Source organism: Ruegeria sp. N10 (assembly GCF_056531545.1).
The window spans coordinates 12,625-36,259 of the sequence record NZ_JBQFLY010000022.1 but is presented as its reverse complement, the minus strand read 5'-3'; the positions used below and the strand labels follow the sequence as shown (position 1 = coordinate 36,259).

The window sequence follows — 23,635 nt, the reverse complement described above, 5'->3', positions numbered from 1 at the left end:
AAACGAAAGCCCTTCAGGCATGGCATCGAGATGGGTATCGTCATGGTGCCTCGCTATCCGAGAAGCGGAGGGCGATCAATTTGGCAGTGCCCCCTCGCGATATGTCCCAGATTTGGGCTGTAAATGACGAAGGACGGACCATGGTAGCGCACTACAAGAATCTGTCGCGGCCACGAATTTCGCTTTGGGAGTCGCGGCGTGCGCGTTCGATATTTCACGAACGCCACGGCGGGACGATCCCGGAGGCGATGCTTTTTCAGATTATTGAAGAATAAAGGCGCATCGCGCACGCGTCCAAGCAGAAAACTCTGGCGGTGCGGCTGGAGGGAGAACGTCAAGCGCGACTTCCTAACGACAAAACCAAACGCGATCCATCCCGCGAGATGTTCGCGATCGATACCAGCTATCCGGATCTTCCTACCTACCTGATGGATGATATTTATGGAAACAAACGAAAGACTAGACCTGGTCCGCAGTGACAGGTGGATCGCATTTGATCGCGCAAATATTATGCTGAACAGGCTCACTTCTCTCATAAAGATGCCAAAACAGTCCTGGATGCCTGGCCTTATGGTTTATGGCAGCTCAGGGATAGGAAAGACCATGATCGCTAAGCGTATGGAAAGCCTGTACCCAACCCAATACGAAGCAGATATAGGTGTCACCCGAACACCGATCCTATTACTGCAGGTGCCACTCGCGTCCGACGAGAGGCAATTTTATTAGCGCACTCCGGCGTCGATCGGGGCGCCGACTTTAGAAGACGAAGAATGTCCAAGCTATCATACATTCTTCAAGCCGTTGGCGTTGAAAGAAAGCTTCGGTGGATTTTTTTCGGAGATATGCAGCTTCCAAATCAAAGTTACATAGATGATGCGCTAAAGAGATTTGGTAACAATATGTCGTGGGTTGAGTTTTCTTTGAACGGTCGCCATGGCATCGATTATCTGGAGATCGAAAGCCAAGATCATGCTGTGGATGTATGGATGAATTTTGTGGTTTGGTTTGAACAGAGATTTTGCAGCAAAATGAGCCTCAAAAGGCTCTATGGTATGAACTACCAAAATGAATTTGGAAACGACTTTTGGTTTAATTTTTGCCTTCTTAGAACGGGAGCGTGTGCTCCAATACAAGATCAAGATGCGATGGAATATGAAGATTCTTAATACTATTTTGTAATTGGGTAGTTTTTTTTATCGATCCTCTACCGGCTCGATCCGGCGCAGTCCAGGCACATCTCCTTTGATGACCGCAACCGTTTGGTGCAACCCTTATGCCTATGGGTTCTGTTGCAAATTTTTTGCCATTGACGCTCGCGCCACCAGCGGGTGAATGACTATCGGTATTTTCAAGTCGAAAGTCGGACTAGAATCTCTTTCAAAGGCGCACAATATCTCAGGGAAGTGATCCTGATCGCGGTGTTTTCTATGTCCGATATGGAGTGTCTTATCGTGATCTGGAAGAAATCATGCACGAACGAGGCGTTTCTGTTGATCATACAACGCTGAACCGATGGGTCACACGGTATTCCGGTGCGATTGCAGAAACAGTGCGCCGCCGAAAAGCCCTTGTGACCGCTCTTGTGTCTGACGTCAGACAGGACGGTCTTGAAGAAGAGATCACCGAACTTGATCGGAACATACATGCCGGGCATCGTACAAGTTAGGTTTGCCAGCGGCTGGCCACGATCCCAGGTGTTGGCGTGCTCACAGCAACAGCGATGGCCGCTACCGTCGCTGATCCTTTGCAGTTTTGGTCGGCACGCCAGGTCGCCGCCTGGCTCGGACTGGTTCCGAGACAGAACTCGTCGGGAGGCAAGGACCGGTTGGGACGGATCACGAAGATGGGAGATGGCTATCTGCGCAAGCTCCTCGTTGTAGGCGCGACGGCTGTACTCAGACGGATCAGTCATGCACAGACGCAGATCGCAGAATGGGTCCGATGCCTGCTCAAAAACAAACCAGTCCGACTGGTCAGCGTGGCTCTGGCGAACAAGACCGCACGGATCGTTTGGGCTGTCATGTCGAAAAAGGAGGCCTATAAGCCAGTCTGAGATTTCGGGGCGTCCAAAAATCGCTCCATACGAGTTGCAAGGGCATTTCCAGTGACGATGAACTTGCCGCCGCAGCCGGAACACCCCGGGGTATTGCCAGAGCGTCATAGCCCGGCAAGTTGATAGGGACCCGGCCCGCGGACTTCATCAGGGCCAGCGGTCAAATGTGCCGCGCACAAAGGCCGGACAAATGACCGCTACGCAAAACGATCACAAACTCGAAGAAAACTCTTGCAAAACCGGGGCTGTCCACAATTGGCAATGCCCCTTGAAATGCTTCCAGACTATGCAAAGAAATGTACAGGCGAATGCGCCATGAATGACACTGCTTTGCTGTTCGGAGCTCTGGGCTGGGGCAGCTACAAGGGTGAGGTCGACATCTACACCCCCTACTTCGGCAGCTCTGGCACAGGTCAGGCGAATGTCAGTTTTTCGGTCTGAAGGCAGAACCTGGGACCTTTTCAATTGAAAAATGCACACCTGTTCGGCTTTAGTCCACGAGCCGAACAGGTAAGGTCGGGGACTGGACGAATTGGTGCTCAGTTACAAAAGAAGGCTTGCGCATGGATTGGGACACGTTTTCGCATTGGGGTCAGCACATTTCGAAATGGGCGGCCGACTATCACAGAACTCTTGCCGAGCGCCCTGTTCGCGCACAGACCACACAAGGAGAAATCGCGGCCCAGCTAAAGGTATCGCCCCCCGATAGTGGCGAGCCGATGGAAGCCATCATGGCCGATTTCGAACAGATCGTGATGCCGGGTATTACTCATTGGCAACACCCCCGGTTCTTTGCCTATTTCCCGGCCAATGCAGCGCCCCCGTCGATGCTGGCTGAAATGCTGGTGACCACAATCGCGGCGCAATGCATGTTATGGCAGACCTCACCAGCTGCGACTGAAGTCGAAGGTGTCATGGTCGATTGGCTGCGGCAAGCGCTTGGATTGCCGGAAGGTATGACCGGAGTTATTCAGGACAGCGCATCATCAGCCACGTTGTCGGCTGTGTTGACAATGCGGGAACGGGCAACAGGGTTTACCGGCAACCGCGAAGGCCTGAACGCCAAGGGCGCGCTGCGCATTTACTGCTCAGATCAGGTGCATTCGTCGATTGATCGGGCTTGCTGGGTTGCGGGGATTGGTCAGGACAATCTGGTGAAACTGCCTACAGGTGGTCCGACCTTTGCGATTGATGCAGGGGCTCTTGACGCCGCAATTCAGGGTGACATCGCGGCGGGGTATGTGCCTGCCGGTATCATTGCAATTACGGGCGGTACCGGGGTTGGGGCCTGCGATGATCTGGTAGCGGTCGCTGAGATTGCGCAAAAATACGACCTCTACACACATCTAGACGCGGCCTGGGCGGGGTCGGCGATGATCTGCCCCGAGTTTCGTGAGGCCCTTTGGCCCGGGGCGGACCGTTACGACAGCATTGTCTTCAACCCCCATAAATGGATGGGTGCGCAGTTCGATTGCGCGATCCAGTTTCTGCGGGACGCCGCGCCACAGCTCAACACGCTTAAGATCGAACCGGAATACCTCAAGACCACTGGGGCAGAGGTGACGAATTATTCGGAATGGACCATCCCCCTGGGTCGTCGGTTCCGGGCATTGAAGATCTGGTTCTTGTTGCGATCATACGGTCTCGACGGGTTGCGGGACCGTATTCGCAACCATGTGCTCTGGGCCAATGAACTTGCAGAAAAGATCGGCGCGATGGAGGGGTTTGAGGTCACCACCGGCCCGATCCTGAGCCTGTTTTCCTTTCGCTGTCCTGGGGATGACGCTGCGCAGCAGCGGCTGGTGGATGCGCTGAATGACGATGGCCGAATCTACTTGACGCAAGGCATGTTCGATGGCCGCAAGATCATCCGCTTTCAGGTTGGGCAATTCGACACATCCCGCGATGACGTGCTGATGGCCGCGGATGTCATCCGCGATGTCTGGGAGAGCCTGCTATGAAATTCGCAACGTTAAGTGCTGCAAGGGATACCGTCTTTCGCGCGATTACCTAGGATGGTGCGATCACTCTGAATGGTGATTTCCCCGAGTTTTCCAGCCCGTATGAGGTTATCGCCGCAGGTGAGTTTGCCCTAACCGAAACCGAAGACTATGAAAACCGAACCCGCACCCTCTCGTTATGAATGAGGGACCACTGGGGGGAAGGTCTAAGGTTACATGTGGGTCTGTGAAGGATAAAAGGTATTGAGTGAAGTGCTTTTCCATCAATTTCGATAAGGGTTGAGTAAGGATAAATAAACGTTGAAAGTAGTCGTACATCAGGGGTTTCACAAAACAGGCACTCGAACTCTGCAAACGATGTTGCTCCGAAACCGTTCCCGATTGAAGAGCAGAGTGAATATTCTTGTTCCGAGTGATCTGAAAGAGGCTGGCTTCTCAGCACGGCGCTTTTCTGTGGTGCAAGAAGAACGAGTGCTTAATAAGTTTCGCAAGCTGCTCAGGCAAGCCCTGGCACGTTTTGAAAACGAAGCAGACAAACCGCTGTTGGTCAGTAGTGAGGAGTTTGCCGGCCTGATTCCAGGGCGCAAAAACGTGTACTCTTATTCCATGGCACCGTTTTTGTCTGAGGTTCTCCTGAATGAGATCGAAAAGTTTGCTGATGGTAAAGCGCGTGTAACCTTCTTTTTTACCACCAGGAATGCTTCTGATTGGATTAAAAGCGTTTATTGGCAAAACATACGCTCGAACAGAATTAAGGAAGACCTATCGGAATACGCAGGCCTGCTTCAGCAAGGTGCAGATCTTGCTGGTGTAGTTGCCCGAGTTAAGGATGCGGTATCTCCTCATGCTGACGTCGTTTCCCTTGACACCTCAAATATGAGTGACCGTCTATTTCCTGTCACCAAGGTGCTTTCGATGCTGAATGTACGGTCCGATGATCTGACGCCTGTCAGTAACTTGAATGTTCAAACGGCTGGTGCCGCAGAGTACTTTCTTGAATTGAACAGATCAAACATGTCGGACGAAGAGGTCATGGCAGCGAAACGGCTCTTTTTGGACAATCTGAAGGTGCGCAAGAAGTAAAAAGGTGGCCGCGCGCTCGCCGCTGTCGCGGTCTTTACTGGCGCGCCTCAGGATAGCCGACCAGTCTGACCTGAGATTTCAGAATAACACACGTGACCAGCCCCAAGCGTGTTTTCCCCAAGCGGGCACGCCTAAAGCTTTTGCACGCCATGCATAGTCAGGGTGCTCACCAGATCGGCATAATCCTCGCGGGCTTTGGGGCCTGCGCCGGTGTTCCACATGTAATACCAGTTTAACATGCCAAAGACTGACATAGTCGCTCCTCGAAGCTTGTCCTTGGTTCCGTCAAAAGAACCGGGGGACAACTCCAGAAGTATGTCGCGTACAAAGTTCACCAGATCAAGCTGATAGCCCCGTAGCCTTTTTTGCTGTTCCTCGGTCAGTGCGCTCATGCCACTGATCTGAACCCGGTGCTCGTCATCTGCACCCTGATAGGCAAAAAGGATCTCGCGCACTGCTTTGCGCAGTTTCTGTTCGGGGCTAAGGCCGTCCAGATCAACATTGCAAATCCGGTCCCGCAACTCACGCAAGTACGTTTCAAGGATGTCATACAGGATGGCATCCTTGCTGTCATAGTAGTGGTATATGTTTGCTTTCGAGATCCCACATTCTTTGGCCAAAAGGGTCATCGAAGCACGGTCAAACCCTTGGTCGGCAAACACTTTTGCCGCCATCTTCAGGATCTGCTCTCGCTTTTGGTCGTGGTCTTTAGCAATTGTCCGGGCCACGGCTCAGTCCTTATCGCGATTGTCTACAACGCGCTTCGCCTTGCCCTGAGAACGTTCGACGTCGCCGGGGTCCCCTACTACAATTTCGGTTGAAACGCCAACGACGTCCTTGATCCGCTTGGTCAGCATCCGAGCAGCGGCCGTTTTTGACAGCTCGTCGGTGGAATCGGGGGAGGATTCAACAAAGACCCGCATGGCGTCCATGCGACCGGATTTATAGAGCTCGATCTGGTAATAGGGGGCAAGACCGCCCGTTGCCATGACCTGTTCCTCGATCTGGCTGGGGAAGACGTTGACGCCGCGCAGGATCATCATGTCGTCGCTGCGACCGGTGATCTTTGCCATCCGGCGCATGGACCGCGCCGTCCCCGGCAGCAGGCACGTCAGATCGCGTGTGCGGTAGCGGATCATCGGCAGCCCTTCTTTGGTCAGAGTCGTGAACACCAATTCTCCGGTTTCGCCATCGGGCAGGACTTCTCCGGTCGCCGGGTCGATGATTTCCGGCAGGAAATGATCCTCCCAGATTACAGGTCCGTCTTTTGTTTCAACGCATTCATTGGCGACTCCGGGGCCCATGATCTCGGACAGGCCATAGATATCGACGGCGTGCATGTCGAAGGCTGCCTCGACCTCGTCCCGCATCGCGTCAGTCCAGGGTTCGGCACCAAAAACGCCAACCTTCAGCGAGCTCTCACGTGGGTCGAGACCCGCCTTGTGGAACTGTTCAAGGATATTGAGCATGTAGGAGGGTGTAACCATGATCCCGTCAGGACGGAAATCATTGATCAGGTTGACCTGCTTTTCAGTTTGCCCGCCCGACATCGGGACGACAGTCGCGCCAAGGCGTTCGATCCCGTAATGGGCACCTAGCCCACCGGTGAACAGCCCATAGCCGTAGGCATTGTGCACCATGTCGCCCTTGCGCAGCCCAGACGCCCGAAGAGAGCGCGCGCCAAGGTCAGCCCAATTGTCGATGTCATTCTTTGTGTAACCGACCACTGTCGGTTTGCCTGTCGTGCCGGAGGACGCGTGCAGGCGAATTATCTCGCTGCGCGGGACCGCAAAAAGACCAAACGGATAGTTGTCGCGCAGGTCGTTTTTATACGTGAACGGAAACTTTGACAAATCCGAAAGCTGCTGAAGATCGTCGGGATGCACGCCAGCCTCGTCAAAGCGCTGCTTGTACATCGGAACGTTTTCATAGGCGTGACGCACGGACCATTTCAGGCGCTCAAGCTGCGTGGCGCGAATTTCGTCGATCGAGGCGATTTCGATCGGGTCCAGGTCCGCTTTGTTGGGGGTAAGGTCTTCCATCGCGTAACTCCTCCAGTCACGAAACTATTCTTAAAAATTCTGGCCGCCAACGGCGCGGGACATGCCGCGAAATTCAGCGATCAGAGTATTGTCTTGATTGATGACGCGGACGTCGTAGATACCGCTGCGACCGGACAGGTTCACTTCTGTCGCGGTAGCCGTCAGGCGGTCACCCTTCCGTCCTGGTGCGAGATAGCTGACCATTGTATGCTGTCCCACCGTTGCAACATTCCGGCTGTTGCAGGCAAAGGCAAAAGCGCTGTCAGCAAGAGCGTGCGTGACGCCGCCATGGCAAATACCGTGTCCGTTACAGTGATGCGGTGCAACAGTCAGTGACAGGACAGCGCGCCCTTCTTCGACCTCCACAAGCTCCATCCCGAACCATTTACTGGCTTCGTCATTGGCCCACATCGCTGCCGCGGATTTTTGGGCACGTTCGTTTGGGGTCATCATCATCTTCCCTGAAAATGCGGTGCGCGTTTTTCGAGGAAACTGGACACGCCTTCTGCGTAATCGGCACTTTCCCCACAGGTTTTCATCGCGTCCGCTTCAATTTCAAGCTGATCGGACAAGGATGTGGTGGCTGCTGTTTGAATGCACTGCTTGGTCAGGCCCAACCCAAGGGTGGCGCCGTTGGCGAGTTGCGTGGCAAGAGCGCGTGCTTCGGTCATCAGCTGATCATCGGGCAACGCCTTCCAGATCAGCCCCCATTCTTCGGCCTGTTTGGCGGTTAGGGGCATTGCTGTCAGGGCCAGCCCCTTAGCGCGCGCTTCGCCCAACAATCGGGGCAGGTGCCAGCTGCCGCCTGTGTCCGGAATCAGCCCGACCTTGGAAAAGCTTTGAATGAACTTTGCGCTTTCCCCGGCCAGAACCATGTCGCAGGCCAGTGCAAGGTTCGCGCCTGCACCCGCGGCCACGCCGTTTACGGCACAAATTACCGGGAAATCCAAAGACCGGATCAGTCGAACCAAAGGGGCATAGAAAGTGCGTACAGTTTTGCCCAGATCAGGCGGGCCATCCATTTTCGAGGGATCGCGGTCTCCAAGGTCCTGACCCGCACAAAAACCGCGCCCTGCGCCGGTCAGCAAAATCGCGCGGGAACCATTTTCGCGCGCGCTCTTCAGCGCGTCCTGAAGGGCAAGATGCATCTCCTCATTGAACGAGTTCAGCTTGTCGGGGCGGTTCAGGGTTATTTCAACCCAGTTTCCGTGATCATGTACAAGGATCGTATCGCTCATGGCAGTCTCATCTGTTCCCGTGACAACTTAATCATTGCATTAACCGAACGGTTGGTCAATATATAAACCCGAACCGAATCTGGACTGATCAAAGGGATTGCCAATGTCGCAGCCGTCGCTGGTGAGTGTTGACTTTAAGGGCGACGTGGCCTGGGTCACGGTCGACAACCCGCCGGTGAACGCAACCTCGACGGGCGTTCGGCAGGGTCTGGCCGCCGCGGTCGATGCAGTTCAGAAAGCTCGGGTTGCCGTCCTGTGCTGCGCCGGTCGGACATTTATCGCGGGCGGTGACATGTCCGAGTTTGATGCGGCTCCGGTTGAGCCGCATTTGCCTGATGTTGTTCAGAAAATCGAAGACAGCAATGTGCCGTTTATCGCCTGTATGCACGGCAACGTGTTAGGTGGCGGGTTTGAAATTGCCATGGCCTGCGCGTGGCGGATCGCAGCGCCGGGCACCAGCTTTGGGTTGCCGGAAGTCAATGTGGGCCTCATCCCGGGGGCAGGGGGCACGCAGCGATTGCCGCGCCTTGTTGGAATGGAAGCGGCGATCGACATCGCCTGTTCGGGAAAAACCCTGAAAGCCGAGGAAATGGCCAATCTCGGCGGAATTGACCTGATTGCCGATAACCCAACGGCAGCTGTTCTGGACTTTGTCGCCAACCTGCCAAAGCGCCCGGCACCTGTCAGTCAAAGGCCCGTCGGCGAATTCGCGTCTGACTTTCTGGAGACGAGCCGTCTGGCTTTGATAAAACGCGCCAGGGGTCAGCAATCACCGCTGGAGAACCTGACCGCGCTCAGCTGGTCGTCCGAACCCTTTGCTGCCGCACAGCCGAAAGAGCGTGCGCGCCATCTGGCTCTACGTCAAAACCCTGAAAGCCGCGCCCTGCGATACGCCTTTTTTGCCGAGCGCAAGGTGGCCAGACCTTCCATGATTGCCGGAGTTACTCCGCGCGATATCAGCCGGATCGCAGTTGTCGGTGGCGGGTTGATGGGCGCAGGGATCGCCACCGCTGCCCTGAGTGGCGGGCTGTCTGTTACTTTGATTGAAAGAGATTTGGATGCAGCTGCCGCCGCCCGTAGCCGGGTTGAGGGGCTGCTACAGGGGGCGGTCAAGCGGGGTAAGATGTCCGAAGCACAGCTGCGGGAACGCCTTGCTGCGTTTCGAGCTGTGGACAGCTACTCCGAAGCTGCGAACGCTCAGCTGGCGATCGAGGCTGTGTTTGAAGACTTGTCAGTCAAGCAACAGGTTTTTGCAGAATTGGCCCGCCATATGCAGCGTGACGCGATTCTGGCCACGAACACGTCTTACCTGAGCCCAGTCGATATCTTCGCGGGTATCGAAAATCAATCGCGGTGTATTGGCCTGCATTTCTTCAGCCCTGCCCATGTTATGAAGCTGTTGGAAGTCGTGCATACGCCGCAAACTTCGCCCGAAGTTGTCGCCACCGGGTTTGCACTTGGAAAAAGGCTTCGCAAGGTTTCTGTGCTGTCGGGCATCTGTGATGGTTTTATTGGCAACCGGATGTTGGCTGCGTATCGGCGCGAGGCCGATTATTTGCTGGCGGATGGGGCGTTGCCTTATCAGGTGGACCAGGCAATGCGAGCTTTCGGGATGCCCATGGGGCCTTACGAGTTGCAAGATCTGACCGGCCTCCAAATCGCCTGGGCCAACCGAAAACGTAATGCAGCAACCCGCGACCCGAACGAACGTTATGTGACGATTGCTGACCAGCTTTGCGAGATGGGTCGTCTTGGCCAGCGCACGGGCAAAGGATGGTATCGCTATGAAGACGGTACTCGCGAACCGATCCGTGATCCCGAAGTGGACGCGTTGATCGAGTCCTACTCGGCTGATCAGGGCATAACGCGGCGGGCATACGCACAGGACGAAATCGTGTCGCGCATTTTGGCGGTGTTGGACAATGAGGGCGCGTTGATCATTCAGCAGGGGATCGCCGAGTCCGCGGAAGCCGTCGATATGGTTCAAATTCACGGCTACGGCTTTCCGCGCTGGCGCGGCGGTCCGATGAACTACTGCAAGGAAATCGGTGCCAGCACGACGCAGGCAATGATGGAAACCGTAGCCAAGGAAAGCCCCGGTTCATGGCGCGTCGCGGGCTGTCTTGGAGACAATTAACAAGTTGATGGTTACAAAAGTGACCATTAACGCATTCTTGACTCATGTTTCACAGGGAGGAGACAGAACTATGAAATTCACAAGGTTGAGCACACTTCTTGCCTCAGCTGCATTGGCCGTTTCAGGTACAGTGGCGCTTGCGGCAGACTATACGCTGACCATCTCCAGCTGGGCCCCACCGACCCATGGCATCAATGCCAAGATGTGGCCGAAATTCGTCGAGATGATCGAAGAGGCCACCGATGGTCAGGTCACCGCCGAGCTGAAGCTGGGCCTTGCCCCGCCCCCCGCGCAGATGGACTTGATCATGGATGGCGCTGCCGATGCCTCGATCATATTCCACGGCTATCAGCCGGGTCGGTTTGTCACCACCAAGATGATCGAACTTCCCGGATACGAAGGCTCGGCCGAGGCTGCGTCGGTTGCGTATTGGCGGGCATATGACGCGCATTTGAAGGCAGCGGATGAACACCGTGGTGTGAAAGTGATCGCTTTGCACACGCATGGTCCAGCTCAGCTGCATTCCAGCAACCCGGTAACAACACTGGACGAAGTCTCGGGCCTCAAAGTTCGCATCCCCGGCGGTGTTGGTGGTGACGTGGGCACGGCGCTGGGTGCAACCGGTATCCAGGTTCCTGCACCGAAAGTGTATGAAACCCTGGCTTCCAAAGCCGCAGATGGCGTCGTCATGCCCTTTGAATCCCGCAAAGGTTTCAAGCTGACGGAAGTGGCCCAGAACGTCTATGAGGTCCCTGGCGGCCTGTATCGCGGTTCGTTTGCCTTTATCATGAACGAAGACACCTTTGCTGATCTGCCCGCCGATCTGCAGGCAGCGCTGGAAGAAAACGTTTTCGGGGAACCGCTGAGCCGCGAAATTGGCAAGATCTGGGATGAGATCGATGCGATCGGCCGGGAAGAGACCGAAGGCACCGAAGGTAACGCAATCCATGCCGCATCCGCTGAAGATCTGGAAAAGTTCAATGCGATTGCCGCGGATGTACGCGCCAAGGTTATCGACGAAGTCAGTGGCACAGGCATCGACGCCCAGGCAGCCTACGACATGATCGTAAATGAAATGGCTGCGCAATAACGCAGTCGGGCTGGCGGACGCGATCCGCCAGCCGATTTCACCCGCTGGGGACCCGTTATGCAATCTCTCGTGACCTTTGCGCGTCGCGTCAGTATCGTGCCAACGCTGCTGGCCTGTGCCGCGCTATTCATCCTGATGGTGATGACATTCTTTGATGTCATCCTGCGCTCTGTCTTCAACGCCCCGATCGAGGCGGCGACAGAGCTGACCCGGATCCTGATGGCCATCCTCGTGTTCTCGGTCTTGCCGATGATCTCAGCAGGGAAGGGCCAAATCGCTGTGGACTTGACGGATGGGCTGTTTTCTCGCCTGCGGTTAAGCCGGGTGCGCGATGGGATCGTGTATCTGGTGTCCGGCGTCATGTTGATCTGGCCGATCCAACGTGTCTGGCTACTTGCCGAGCGCGCGCGGGATTACGGGGACGTCACGGAATACCTTTCGATCCCTGTCTTCTATGTAGGCTGGTTCATCTCTGGGTTCATAGCGATCACCGCTGTTGCAATGGTCATCACCGGCTTTTTGCACTTTCTTGCCCCCCATACCTTGTCGGAGCACCCCCAATGACCGCTGCCCTGATCGGTTTTGTTCTTGTTCTTGTTCTTGTGCTGGTGCGCTTACCTATCGTGTTTGCAATGGGATTGGTCGGAACGCTTGGGTTTGCCTATGAACGCGGTGGCAGCATCCTGTCCGAGCGTGGGCTGAAAGCCGCGATGTCGATGGTGGGTCGTCAGATCACCGACACGGCGCAGGATTACGGCCTGTCGGTCGTCCCGCTGTTTATCCTTATGGGCTTGTTCGTGAATAAAGGTGGTCTTGCGCGCGAGCTTTACGCAGTTTCAAATGCTTTTCTGGGTCATTTCAGGGGCGGTATCGCCATGGCGACGGTTGCGGCATGCGGAGGTTTTTCGGCCATTTGCGGCTCGTCTCTGGCAACGGCGGCCACCATGTCCAAGGTCGCAATGCCGGAAATGCGCCGCTATGGCTATTCCGACGAGCTGTCGACGGCATCGATTGCAGCGGGCGGTACGCTTGGTATCCTTATTCCGCCTTCGGTGATCCTGGTCATCTACGGGCTGCTGACCGAAACCTCGATTGGAAAACTTTTCGTTGCGGGTATCATTCCCGGTCTACTTGGCATCCTGTTCTACCTGCTTGCCGTCCGCTGGACCGTCGCGCGCAAGCCCGAGTCGGGACCGGCGGGTGAACGTCACGGCTGGGCCGAGCGTCTGTCGGCGGTGCGCTCAGTCTGGGCCGTATTGCTGCTGTTCTTTCTGGTGATTGGCGGATTGTACGGTGCATTCGATTTTCATCCACTGAACCTGACCTTCAGCCCGACCGAGGCGGCAGGCATGGGCGCAATGGGCGCTTTCCTGATCGCGCTGTCACGAGGCGGGCTTACTTTGGGGTCGACTTTTGAGGTGCTGAAGGAAACCACCTATACCGCCGCGGCATTGTTTTCCGTTCTGATCGGGGCACAGATCTTTTCGAATTTCATCAACCTTGCCGGTCTGCCTGAAGCGCTCATCGCGTTGGTTACGGCCTATGACGTTGAACCTTTTGTGGTGATCCTGATGATCCTTGGAATCTACATCATTTTGGGTTGCGTCTTTGAATCCCTGTCGATGCTGCTGCTGACGGTGCCGATCTTTTTCCCGCTGGTCACATCGTTGGGGTATGACCCGATCTGGTTTGGTATTGTTGTGGTTGTGGTGACTGAAATCAGCCTGATCACTCCTCCCGTCGGCTTGAATGTCTTTATTCTGAAAGGTGTGGTCGGGGATGTATCAACCGGAACAATCTTCAAGGGTGTCACTCCGTTCTGGGTGGCGGATATCTTCCGGCTGGCCCTGATCGTTCTGGTGCCGTGGTTGGTGTTGGTTCTGCCTGAACAAATGGGGGCGATGGGGCACTGATGTTCTCTCTGACCGCGCTTCCTGACGGGTATCACACAGATCCCTATCCTGCCTACGCCGCGCTGCGCGAGGATACGCCCGTCTGCTGGCAGCCTGACGGATCGGTTATCCTGTCTCGGTACGAGGATCTGGACCTTACTTACCGGGACATCACGCGGTTCATATCGGACAAGAAAGCGGTATTTGGTCCAAAATACGGAGTCGACAGCCCTTTGTATGAACACCACACCACCAGTTTGGTGTTTAATGACCCGCCGCTGCACACCCGTGTTCGCAAGGTGATGGTCGGGGCGATGAACCCGCGCGCGTTGGCGCAAATGGAACCGGGTCTGATCCAGCTTGTCGATGGGCTGCTGGACGAGATGCAGGTCAAAGGCAATGTCGAACTGATCGAGGATTTTGCCGGAGCAATCCCGATTGAGATCATCGGCAATCTGCTGGGTATACCACGATCCGAACGCGGGCCATTGCGCGATTGGTCTCTGGCCATTCTTGGTGCTTTGGAGCCGCAATTGACGCCAGAGCAGGAAGAGTGGGGTAACCGCTCGGTCTCGGACTTCAAGGACTTCCTGAGGAATATCATTGAGGATCGCCGCGCCAACCCCGGAGATCCGGCAACGGATGTCCTGACCCGGCTGATCCAGGACGATACGGATGGTGGCCTGACCGAGGTAGAGCTGTATCAAAACTGCATATTCATCCTGAATGCGGGGCATGAGACGACAACGAACCTGATCGGCAACGCATTGGAGCTGTTGGACCGGCACCGCGACAAGCGGGCGGAGTTTCTGGCTGACCCGAACCTGATCGTTCCGGCTGTGGACGAGTTTCTGCGGCTGGAAAGCCCGAACCAGTTCGGCAATCGCCTGACCACTGTTGATGTAACGTTCCACGGTCAAACCATTCCGGCTGGTACCGATGTTCATCTGTGTATCGGTGCGGCCAACCGCGATCCACGGCAGTTTGACCGGCCCGACGAGATGATCTTGGACAGACGCCCCAACAAGCATCACGCCTTTGCCGGAGGGCCCCATACCTGCGTCGGCCTGACCCTCGCGCGTCTGGAGGGCCGGGTGGCCGTCGGCCGGTTTCTGACCCGTTTTCCAGACTATCGCATCACCGACGGCGCCGAGCGGGGCGGGCGTATCCGGTTTCGGGGATTTGCACGATTACCCGCGCGGGTCTGAGAAACCCGGCTTGGGAAAATTGCTTGGTAAATTATTGACCGACCGTACGGTTTAAAATATGATTTCGCGAGACCGGCCTATGGCAGCGCGGGGATCGCGACTAAGACGAGGAGACGCTCATGACTATCCAACAGATTTCCAGCTTTGCAGCCGGTGAGTGGGTTTCGCCCGGCGAGGGTGCCCGCGCAATAACAAGCGCTGTGACCGGCGAGGTTATCGCCACAGCGGGTAACAGCGCGTTGGATGTCCAGGGGATGTTGGACTATGCGCGCAATGTCGGAGGGCCGGCACTGCGCAAAATGACGTTCCATGAACGCGCCAAAATGCTCAAGGCGCTGTCCGTCCATTTGGGCCGACACAAGCAGGTCATGTATAATTTGTCTTTCAACACCGGTGCGACGCAATCGGATCATATGATTGATATCGACGGCGGCATCGGAACGATGTTTGTCTTTGCCGCAAAAGGCCGTCGTGAAATGCCGGACGGTCATGTCTATCTGGATGGCGATGTCGAGCAGCTTTCGCGCAACGGTACTTTCCTGGGGCAGCACATTTGCACCCCGCTGCAAGGGGTGGCAATTCACATCAACGCGTTCAATTTTCCGGTTTGGGGGATGCTGGAAAAGCTTGCTCCAACCCTTCTGGCGGGCGTTCCGGCGATTGTAAAACCAGCCACGAGCTCGTGTTATGTGACCGAGCTGTGTGTTCGGTTGATGCTTGAGTCCGGGATCTTGCCAGCGGGTGCATTGCAGTTGGTCTCGGGTGGTTTGGGTGACATGCTGGACCGTCTGACCATGCAGGACGTGGTCAGCTTTACCGGATCCGCCGATACGGCCCTGAAACTGCGCTCCAACCCGGTGATCCTTGAGAACTCGGTACGGTTTGTTGCGGAACAGGACAGCCTGAACTGTTCGATCCTTGGCCCCGATGCCGCGCCGGGCACGCCGGAATTTGACCTCTTCGTGAAGGAAGTCCAACGCGAGATGACCACGAAGGCAGGGCAGAAATGCACCGCAATCCGTCGGATCATCGCGCCCGAACCGCAGGTACAGGCGGTAATTGACGCGTTGTCGGCGCGACTGGCGAAAACGACCATTGGCGACCCAAAGCTGGAAGCCACCCGTATGGGTGCGTTGGTTTCGAACGGTCAGAAGCGTGATGTTCTGGAAAAGGCAGCTATCCTTGGGCAAGAGGCCGAGCGTGTCTTCGGCAACCCCGATGATTTTGTGGTTGAGGGCGCTGATGCCGAAAAGGGTGCGTTCCTACCGCCCATGCTCTTCCATTGCGCCAATCCTGACGCGGCGCAACGTGTGCACGATACCGAAGCCTTTGGTCCGGTCAGCACTGTGATGGGGTATCGCGATCTTGACCATGCCATTGAGCTGGCGAACCGGGGGCAGGGCTCTCTTGTGGCGTCAGTAATCACCCATGATCCAGAAGTGGCGCGACAGGTTGCCATGGGATCAGGGGCTTATCACGGGCGTCTGTATTTCAACAGCCGTGACTCGATGAAGGAATCCACCGGTCATGGTTCCCCTCTGCCGCACATGGTTCATGGCGGTCCGGGACGCGCCGGTGGCGGCGAAGAAATGGGCGGGGTACGGGGTGTGAAACACTATATGCAGCGCACCGCTATTCAGGGATCGCCCGATCTGCTGACAGCGATTGGACGGAAATGGGTGCCTGGCGCGACCGAAGTCAAAGGCCCTGCTCATCCCTTTACCCGCCGGTTTCACGATTTGTCGATTGGCGAGACCCTTCACACTGCGACAAGAACTATCACCATGGAAGATATTGAACACTTCGCCAACTTCACCGGTGATACCTTCTATGCGCATATGGATCAGGCGGCAGCGGAACGTAACCCGTTCTTCCCGGGCAGGGTTGCACATGGGTACTTGCTGTTGTCTTTCGCAGCCGGATTGTTCGTCGAACCGAACGAGGGGCCGGTTTTGGCAAATACCGGTCTTGACGGGCTGCGTTTCATGAAACCGGTCGAGGCTGGTGACACCATCAAGGTTCGTTTGACGGTCAAGCACAAGACCAAGCGCAATGACGACTACGGCGAGGTTCGCTGGCACGTTACCCTGACGCAGCAAGACGATGAGCTGGTCGCAGAATACGAGTTACTGACCATGGTTGCCTACTAGGCACAAGTGCAGGTGCGCAGGGGCTGGATGGCAATTCCCTCCGGCCCGATTATACTGTGCTTATGAAAGATACGGCCCCAGAATGGTTCGAAACCTGCGTCAGCCAGTTGACCACAACTGGCACGCAACGTGTGTGGTCTGTTTTGGTCACGATTTTCGGTGATCTGGCCCAGAGCGGGTCTGACCAGGTTAGTGGCGCGCTGATCACAGCGCTGACCAACCTTGCAGGGATCAAGGCCGAAGCCACGCGTGTTGCGCTGCACAGGCTGCGCAAGGAAGGCTGGATCGAAAGTACGCGGGTCGGGCGAAACAGCGTTCACAGATTGACCGAATTTGGCCGTAGTCAAAGCGCCGCCGCCGCCCCGCGCATCTATTCCCGCGAGACGAATACACCAGAAACTTGGCATGTGCTTATCGCCAACAGTTCAGACAGTTCGCGAAAAGAGTTAGCGGATCTGATGCTGACCGGAGATTATATTTCGGTTAACCCCACAACAGCCATGTCGGCAGGACCCGTCCCGGAGAACCTTGAAGAACTGCTGGGTGTTGAAAGCAGCGCTATTTCGATCCCCGGCTGGCTGCGCGACCTTTGTGGCCCTGAAGTGCTGAAGTCTGCCTATGATCAGTTCTTGCACTCCATTCAGATCACCGAGCAACTGCTGCCTGTCGATGGCGTCGGCGATCCGCTTAAAATAGCGGTGCTGCGCGTATTGATTGTGCATGGGTGGCGTCGTTTGGTCCTGCGCCATCCGTCCCTGCCTCCGGCCTTTTTGCCCGCCGATTGGAAAGGCGCGGAGTGTCGCGCGGCGGTGTCCCGATTGCTGGGACAATTGTCCAAACCGGATCTTGCAACGCTGGAATCTGCGGTGGGTGGTTGACTCGTTTTTTGCCGAGCTCGGGATGGCGCTCTTTGGGGTTGGAAGACGATGTGAAAGAAGTGCCATTTAATGTTACAGAAAGCTGACATAAGCGATTACATGGTAACATAATGCTTGCGCCGAATCGATTGAGCATTTATTAACCGACCAGACGGTTAATGACTTGTGTTCCAACGGGAGACCCAATTGATGGACGCCTTCATCTGCGACGCAACCCGCACCCCGATTGGGCGGTATGGTGGTGCGCTTTCATCGGTTCGCACGGATGATCTGGCGGCTATCCCGCTGGCGGCCCTGATGGCGCGCAACCCGCAAGTCGACTGGACCAGTGTGGATGACGTCATTTATGGCGATGCCAATCAGGCAGGAGAGAGCAATCGCAACGTTGCCCGGATGGCGTCCCTGCTGGCCGGATTGCCGACGGACGTACCTGGAACAACGATAAACCGCTTGTGTGCCAGTGGCATGGATGCCGTCGGAATGGCGGCGCGTGGCATCAAGGCAGGCGATTATGATCTTTCAGTTGCGGGTGGCGTGGAAAGCATGTCGCGCGCACCGTTTGTAATGCCCAAAGCGACGTCGGCGTTTACGCGCAGCAATGCGGTTTACGACACGACGATTGGCTGGCGCTTTGTGAACCCAAGGCTACAGCAGCAGTATGGTGTCGATTCCATGCCGCAAACGGCTGACAATGTGGCCGAAGATTATGGGATCAGCCGTGAAGACCAGGACGCCTTTGCCGAGCGCAGCCAGGCACGATGGGCTGCGGCGCACGCGGCAGGCGTGTTCCAAGAAGAAATCACGCCGGTTTCAATTCCACAGCGCAAGGGCGATCCGATTGTTGTCGATACGGATGAACATCCGCGCCCGGGAACCACAGCGGAAAAACTCTCGGGCCTCAAGGGTGTGAACGGGCCGGACAAAACTGTGACTGCAGGGAATGCCTCGGGCGTGAATGATGGTGCAGCCGCGATCCTGATGGCGAATGAAGCGACAGCGACAAAGAACGGCCTGACCCCGATTGCCCGTGTGGTTGGCATGTCCGTCGCGGGTGTCGAGCCTCGGGTCATGGGTATTGGTCCGGTTCCTGCCAGCCGAAAGGTTTTGGCGCGCGCCGGGCTGAGCATCGACCAGATGGATGTGATCGAGTTGAACGAAGCTTTCGCGTCGCAAGGTTTGGCAACGCTGCGAGAGTTGGGCCTGCCCGATGACGCCGCCCATGTGAACCCGAATGGCGGCGCAATCGCCCTTGGCCATCCATTGGGGATGAGCGGCGCCCGACTTGTGTTGACCGCAGCGTACCAACTGAAACGCACCAAAGGGCGCTATGCGCTTTGCACAATGTGCGTCGGTGTCGGGCAAGGCGCTGCACTTATTCTTGAACGCGTGTAACGGAGGAGACGGGACATGTATGCCCAGATGGTAGAATCCGAGGCGTCTAACGATGATCCTGAAAAGCTTGCTGAATTTCAGGCGCGGATCGACGCGGATATCAAGATCGAACCCAAGGACTGGATGCCTCAGGGGTATCGCAAAACGCTGATCCGCCAGATCGGACAGCACGCGCATTCCGAGATCGTCGGACAATTGCCCGAAGGGAACTGGATCACGCGTGCACCGACGCTGCAACGCAAGGCAATCCTTCTAGCCAAGGTGCAGGATGAAGCCGGCCATGGGCTCTACCTGTATTGTGCGGCCGAAACACTGGGTGTCAGCCGTGATGAGATCACCGAGATGCTGCTGGACGGTCGCATGAAATACTCGTCGATCTTCAATTACCCGACGCTGAACTGGGCGGATATCGGCGCCGTCGGATGGCTGGTCGATGGGGCTGCCATCATGAATCAGGTGCCGCTGCAAAGAACGTCTTACGGGCCGTACTCACGCGCCATGATCCGCATCTGCAAGGAAGAAAGCTTCCATCAGCGCCAAGGCTATGACGCGATCCGCAAGATGGCCGAAGGCACGCCCGAGCAGCGCAAGATGGCGCAGGACGCGATGAACCGCTTCTGGTACCCGTCGCTGATGATGTTTGGGCCGTCCGACAAGGATTCCGTCCACTCCGCGCAGTCGATGGCTTGGAAGATCAAGATCAACACCAATGATGAGCTGCGCCAGAAATTCGTCGACCAGACCGTCCCACAGGCCGAATATCTGGGTCTGACAATCCCCGACCCGAACCTGAAGTGGAACGAGGAGCGCGGGCATTACGATTTCTCAGAGCCGGATTGGTCGGAATTCTTCGATGTGATCAAGGGTAACGGTCCCTGCAACGTCGACCGTCTGGCAGCGCGCAACAAGGCCTGGGATGACGGCAAATGGGTGCGTGACGGGCTGTTGGCCCACGCGCGCAAGAAACAGGCCGGCAATCTGGCCGCCGAATAAGCTTACCCTGAGGAGGAAACCCGATGAATACCGAATGGCCCCTGTGGGAAATCTTCATCCGCGGTCAACATGGGATGAGCCACCGACATGTCGGCTCGCTGCATGCCCCGGACGCGGAAATGGCGATCAAGAACGCACGCGACGTCTATACCCGCCGCAACGAAGGCGTGTCGATTTGGGTGGTAGAAGCCAACAACATCTCGGCCTCGTCGCCCAGTGACAAAGGTCCGTTGTATGAGCCCAGCGAAAGCAAAGTGTACCGACACCCGACCTTTTTCGACATCCCCGAAGAAGTGGGGGCGATGTGATGACCCGCGACGAAGCGTTTCAGCAGTTCCTGCTGCGGATGGGGGACAATACCCTGATCCTGGGCCATCGCGTCAGCGAATGGTGCGGCCACGCGCCAGTGTTGGAGGAGGATATTGCACTGGCCAACACGGCGCTGGACCTGATTGGGCAGACCCAGATGTGGCTTGGCCTTGCCGGAGAGATAGGCGGCGGCAAAACCGCCGATGATTTGGCATTTCTGCGCGACGCGTGGGATTTCCGCAATGTGTTGTTGGTCGAGGTTCCGAACGGTGATTTCGGCCGCACCCTGATGCGCCAGTTCCTGTTCGATGCCTGGCATTCGATCAAGCTCGGCCGTCTTCTGACATCTTCTGATGATCGTGTCGCCGCGATTGCTGCCAAAGCCAGCAAGGAAGTCGCCTATCATCTGGAGCGTTCGGCAGAAACGGTCGTAGGTCTGGGTGATGGAACCGAAGAAAGTCACACCCGGATGCAGGCGGCGCTGGATTACCTCTGGCCATATGTAGGCGAGATGTTCGTCAGCGACGACATCGACGCTCAGATCGCTGCGGCCGGGATCGCGCCGAACCCGGCCGATCTGCGCGAAGAATATGATGCGCTGGTCAAACGGGTTCTGGCCAAGGCGACATTGACCCTTCCGGAAAGCCGATTTGCCCATAAAGGCGGGCGGGACGGGCGCATGCATACCGAACATCTGGGCCATCTGCTGACGCAGATGCAGTGGCTGCAGCGCGCCTATCCCGGTGCAAGCTGGTAAAAGCGGATGCGGGTGTCGACTGACCAGATATGGAGCTGGCTGGATGCCGTGCCCGATCCCGAAATCCCGGTTATTTCCGTCGTGGATTTGGGCATTGTGCGCGATGTGCACTGGGACGCTGACACTCTGGTCGTAACCGTCACGCCAACCTATTCCGGTTGCCCGGCGACATCCATCATCAGTATGGATATCGAAACCGCCCTGCGCGATCACGGCATCGGAGATCTGCGCATAGAAACCTGCATCTCACCAGCCTGGACAACCGATTGGCTGAGCGAAAAAGGTCGCGCCAAGCTGGAAGAGTTTGGCATCGCCCCGCCACAACCGGCGGGCGGGCCAGAGCGCTGCCCGCATTGCGGCAGTAAAGCAGTTGAAAAGGTCAGCCAGTTCGGTTCGACCCCGTGCAAGGCCCATTGGCGCTGCACCGACTGCCTGGAACCCTTTGACTATTTCAAGTGCATCTGAGGAGGAGCACCGGATGGCACGTTTTCATGACCTGAAAGTCACCGACATCCACAAAACCATCCGCGATGCGGTTGTCGTGACGCTTGAGCCTGTCAACGGCGCGGCGGATCAGTTCGATTTCACCGCAGGCCAATACCTGACGTTTCGCCGCGACTTTGACGGAGAAGAACTGCGCCGGTCCTACTCCATTTGTGCAGGCAAGGATGACGGGGTACTGCAAGTCGGGATCAAACGTGTCGACGGCGGCGCGTTCTCCAGTTGGGCCAATTCCGAGCTTAACGTCGGGGACGTTGTGCAGGCGATGCCACCGATGGGCAGCTTTCACACTCCGATCGATGCGAATGCAGAAAAACAATACCTTGGCTTCGCTGGCGGCTCTGGCATCACGCCGGTTCTGTCGATCCTGAAGACGACACTGACCCGCGAACCCAAATCCCGCTTTACGCTGATCTACGCCAACAAGGGCATCAACACGATCATGTTCCGCGAGGAGCTGGAAGATCTGAAAAACCTCTATATGGGCCGCCTGAACGTAATCCACATTCTTGAGGCGGATGCACAGGAGATCGACCTGTTCACCGGTCTGGTAACGCAGGAAAAATGCGCTGACCTGTTCGAACATTGGGTCGATACTCAGAACGTGGACACAGCCTTTATCTGCGGTCCCGAGCCGATGATGCTGGGGATTGCTGCCGCGCTGCGCGCGCATGGGCTTGACGACAGGCAGATCAAGTTTGAACTCTTTGCCAGCGCTCAGCCGGGTCGGGCTAAACGCAAGGAAGGTGCGGCAGATGCGGGCACGCAGGCTAACCAAACCAGCGCATCAATCACTCTTGATGGGTCCACTCAGACGATAACTCTGCCCAAGGACCAATCCATTCTGGACGCTGCCTTGGAAAACGCCATGGACGCCCCTTACGCCTGCAAGGCTGGTGTCTGTTCAACCTGCCGCTGCCGCGTTCTGGAAGGCGAAGTTGAGATGCTCGCCAATCACGCGCTTGAGGATTACGAGGTTGAAAAAGGCTATGTACTGAGCTGTCAGGCCTATCCGGTCACCGACCGCGTGGTCGTGGACTACGACCAGTAAATGGAGAAGACCGATGACTGACACCATGACACTCGACAGCTATCTGGCCGCCGGCGGTGTGCTGACCAACCCGACCAATGTTCCGCCGCGCTACCGCGCCGAACTCATGAAGCTGATGGCCACGTTCGTGGACAGCGAACTTGCCGGTGCCGCCGGATTCGCAGACATCATCAATCAGGGTCCGGGAATCAAGGAACGTATCGCAGCCGCGAGGATTGTTCTTGAGAAAACGGATCACGCCGATCAGGTTCTCAGGATAATGGGTGAGTTTGGGGCCGATACCGAGAGATATGCCACACATCATCCGTGGACGGCCCGCCTGGATCGTGACGCAGATATCGGTGCGACCCGCAGCGCGCATGACATGCGCCTTGCGGTATTCAATTATCCGATCTCGGGCTGGACTGACGCCGTCATCATGAACCTGCTGATGAGCCGTGCGGTCATGGAACAACTGGCCGAATTTTCAATGGTTTCCTATCAACCGTTGGCCGAAGCGTTCCGCAGCATCGCCCCGGTCGAAGCCCATCATGGCGCGTTGGCGCTGGAAGGTGCTGTGAAGCTTGCCGGGAACGGAGATACCGAGCAGATGCAGGATGCGGTTAACTATTGGTGGCCCCGTGTTGCTGTGTCCTTTGGTGGCGATGATCTGAAACGGTTTGAGCTTCTGAAATCGCTGGGCTTGCGCCACAATGGCAACAACGCCCTAAAAGAGCGATGGGTTCAGACAGCAGGCGCCGCCGTGAAACAGCTGGGCCTGAAACCACCGGCCTAGTTCTGTGTAAACGCCAAAGGCGCGTTGAGAGGCACTTCCGGGCGCGGGCGATGTGAAACTCGCCCGGCGGTGCAAATCTCCGAGTGGGATCTGGTCATCGCCTTAGGTATTGTTGGTCCACCAGG

23 protein-coding genes and 3 pseudogenes are annotated in these 23,635 nt (G+C 56.5%); 22 read left to right on the top strand and 4 right to left on the bottom strand.

The features are described from left to right. The 8 genes and pseudogenes from ACR0JI_RS19740 to ACR0JI_RS19705 all read left to right on the top strand — a co-directional run. Positions 1-275: pseudogene (locus tag ACR0JI_RS19740) on the top strand (hypothetical protein); the annotation flags it as partial. A gap of 157 nt (positions 276-432) precedes the next feature. Then, entirely contained in the window at positions 433-726 is a 294-nt protein-coding gene (locus ACR0JI_RS19735; RefSeq protein ID WP_480496142.1) for a TniB family NTP-binding protein, read from the top strand. A 44-nt stretch (positions 727-770) separates the two neighbouring features. Then, a complete protein-coding gene (locus tag ACR0JI_RS19730) occupies positions 771-1,166 on the top strand; it encodes a hypothetical protein (protein WP_480478154.1) in 396 nt (131 codons plus the stop codon). 204 nt (positions 1,167-1,370) lie between these two features. Further along, positions 1,371-1,564, top strand: a pseudogene (locus tag ACR0JI_RS19725) (IS6 family transposase); the annotation flags it as partial. 108 nt (positions 1,565-1,672) lie between these two features. Further along, a pseudogene (locus tag ACR0JI_RS19720) lies at positions 1,673-2,053 on the top strand (transposase); the annotation flags it as partial. Between the two features lie 315 nt (positions 2,054-2,368). Continuing rightward, positions 2,369-2,494, top strand: a complete 126-nt coding sequence (locus ACR0JI_RS19715; RefSeq protein WP_480496140.1) for a hypothetical protein — start codon at positions 2,369-2,371, stop codon at positions 2,492-2,494. Positions 2,495-2,616: 122 nt separating this feature from the next. Continuing rightward, a complete protein-coding gene (locus tag ACR0JI_RS19710) occupies positions 2,617-4,014 on the top strand; it encodes a pyridoxal phosphate-dependent decarboxylase family protein (RefSeq protein ID WP_480496138.1) in 1,398 nt (465 codons plus the stop codon). A gap of 393 nt (positions 4,015-4,407) precedes the next feature. Next, positions 4,408-5,097: a hypothetical protein gene (locus tag ACR0JI_RS19705; RefSeq protein ID WP_480496136.1), complete on the top strand. Its 690-nt coding sequence runs from the start codon at positions 4,408-4,410 to the stop codon at positions 5,095-5,097. 131 nt (positions 5,098-5,228) lie between these two features. On the opposite strand, the gene ACR0JI_RS19700 is transcribed toward ACR0JI_RS19705, so the two are convergent. Genes ACR0JI_RS19700 through paaG form a run of 4 tightly spaced genes read right to left on the bottom strand, consistent with a single transcriptional unit; the run spans position 5,229 to position 8,377 of the window. Then, a complete protein-coding gene (locus ACR0JI_RS19700; protein ID WP_480496134.1) occupies positions 5,229-5,825 on the bottom strand; it encodes a TetR/AcrR family transcriptional regulator in 597 nt (198 codons plus the stop codon). 3 nt (positions 5,826-5,828) lie between these two features. Next, entirely contained in the window at positions 5,829-7,139 is a 1,311-nt protein-coding gene (paaK, locus tag ACR0JI_RS19695) for a phenylacetate--CoA ligase PaaK (protein WP_480496132.1), read from the bottom strand. 30 nt (positions 7,140-7,169) lie between these two features. Further along, the gene (paaI, locus tag ACR0JI_RS19690; protein WP_480496130.1) at positions 7,170-7,589 is read right to left on the bottom strand and encodes a hydroxyphenylacetyl-CoA thioesterase PaaI; all 420 of its coding nucleotides are present in this window, start codon (positions 7,587-7,589) and stop codon (positions 7,170-7,172) included. 2 nt (positions 7,590-7,591) lie between these two features. After that, positions 7,592-8,377, bottom strand: coding sequence for a 2-(1,2-epoxy-1,2-dihydrophenyl)acetyl-CoA isomerase PaaG (gene paaG / locus ACR0JI_RS19685; RefSeq protein ID WP_480496128.1), 786 nt, complete (start codon positions 8,375-8,377; stop codon positions 7,592-7,594). Between the two features lie 103 nt (positions 8,378-8,480). Between paaG and ACR0JI_RS19680 the strand changes: the two genes are divergently transcribed. From ACR0JI_RS19680 to ACR0JI_RS19615, 14 genes are all read left to right on the top strand, one after another. After that, positions 8,481-10,514 carry an FAD-dependent oxidoreductase gene (locus tag ACR0JI_RS19680; RefSeq protein ID WP_480496126.1) on the top strand — a complete coding sequence of 678 codons (2,034 nt, stop codon included), beginning with the start codon at positions 8,481-8,483 and terminating at the stop codon, positions 10,512-10,514. 70 nt (positions 10,515-10,584) lie between these two features. Then, positions 10,585-11,604, top strand: coding sequence for a TRAP transporter substrate-binding protein (locus ACR0JI_RS19675; protein ID WP_480476975.1), 1,020 nt, complete (start codon positions 10,585-10,587; stop codon positions 11,602-11,604). Positions 11,605-11,661: 57 nt separating this feature from the next. Then, positions 11,662-12,168, top strand: coding sequence for a TRAP transporter small permease (locus ACR0JI_RS19670; protein WP_480476977.1), 507 nt, complete (start codon positions 11,662-11,664; stop codon positions 12,166-12,168). Next, positions 12,165-13,517: a TRAP transporter large permease gene (locus ACR0JI_RS19665; protein ID WP_480478172.1), complete on the top strand. Its 1,353-nt coding sequence runs from the start codon at positions 12,165-12,167 to the stop codon at positions 13,515-13,517. The genes ACR0JI_RS19670 and ACR0JI_RS19665 overlap by 4 nt, the downstream gene beginning before the upstream one ends. Then, on the top strand, positions 13,517-14,704 hold the full coding sequence (locus ACR0JI_RS19660) for a cytochrome P450 (RefSeq protein WP_480476979.1): 1,188 nt from the start codon (positions 13,517-13,519) through the stop codon (positions 14,702-14,704). The genes ACR0JI_RS19665 and ACR0JI_RS19660 overlap by 1 nt, the downstream gene beginning before the upstream one ends. A 119-nt stretch (positions 14,705-14,823) precedes the next feature. After that, complete coding sequence (gene paaZ / locus ACR0JI_RS19655; protein ID WP_480496124.1) at positions 14,824-16,854, top strand: phenylacetic acid degradation bifunctional protein PaaZ; 2,031 nt, start codon at positions 14,824-14,826, stop codon at positions 16,852-16,854. Positions 16,855-16,916: 62 nt separating this feature from the next. Next, positions 16,917-17,732, top strand: coding sequence for a PaaX family transcriptional regulator C-terminal domain-containing protein (locus tag ACR0JI_RS19650; protein ID WP_480496122.1), 816 nt, complete (start codon positions 16,917-16,919; stop codon positions 17,730-17,732). Positions 17,733-17,921: 189 nt separating this feature from the next. Further along, on the top strand, positions 17,922-19,124 hold the full coding sequence (gene pcaF, locus ACR0JI_RS19645; RefSeq protein WP_480476983.1) for a 3-oxoadipyl-CoA thiolase: 1,203 nt from the start codon (positions 17,922-17,924) through the stop codon (positions 19,122-19,124). A 15-nt stretch (positions 19,125-19,139) separates the two neighbouring features. Continuing rightward, positions 19,140-20,117: a 1,2-phenylacetyl-CoA epoxidase subunit PaaA gene (paaA, locus tag ACR0JI_RS19640; protein ID WP_480476985.1), complete on the top strand. Its 978-nt coding sequence runs from the start codon at positions 19,140-19,142 to the stop codon at positions 20,115-20,117. Between the two features lie 23 nt (positions 20,118-20,140). Beyond that, positions 20,141-20,425: a 1,2-phenylacetyl-CoA epoxidase subunit PaaB gene (gene paaB / locus ACR0JI_RS19635; RefSeq protein WP_209507558.1), complete on the top strand. Its 285-nt coding sequence runs from the start codon at positions 20,141-20,143 to the stop codon at positions 20,423-20,425. Further along, complete coding sequence (gene paaC / locus ACR0JI_RS19630) at positions 20,425-21,183, top strand: 1,2-phenylacetyl-CoA epoxidase subunit PaaC (RefSeq protein WP_480496120.1); 759 nt, start codon at positions 20,425-20,427, stop codon at positions 21,181-21,183. Before paaB ends, paaC begins: the two co-directional genes overlap by 1 nt. A 6-nt stretch (positions 21,184-21,189) precedes the next feature. After that, positions 21,190-21,648: a 1,2-phenylacetyl-CoA epoxidase subunit PaaD gene (gene paaD / locus ACR0JI_RS19625; RefSeq protein WP_480476989.1), complete on the top strand. Its 459-nt coding sequence runs from the start codon at positions 21,190-21,192 to the stop codon at positions 21,646-21,648. Between the two features lie 13 nt (positions 21,649-21,661). Next, on the top strand, positions 21,662-22,735 hold the full coding sequence (locus ACR0JI_RS19620; protein WP_480496118.1) for a 2Fe-2S iron-sulfur cluster-binding protein: 1,074 nt from the start codon (positions 21,662-21,664) through the stop codon (positions 22,733-22,735). A gap of 13 nt (positions 22,736-22,748) precedes the next feature. Further along, complete coding sequence (locus tag ACR0JI_RS19615; protein WP_480496116.1) at positions 22,749-23,510, top strand: Phenylacetic acid catabolic protein; 762 nt, start codon at positions 22,749-22,751, stop codon at positions 23,508-23,510. The last annotated feature ends 125 nt before the right edge of the window (positions 23,511-23,635 follow it).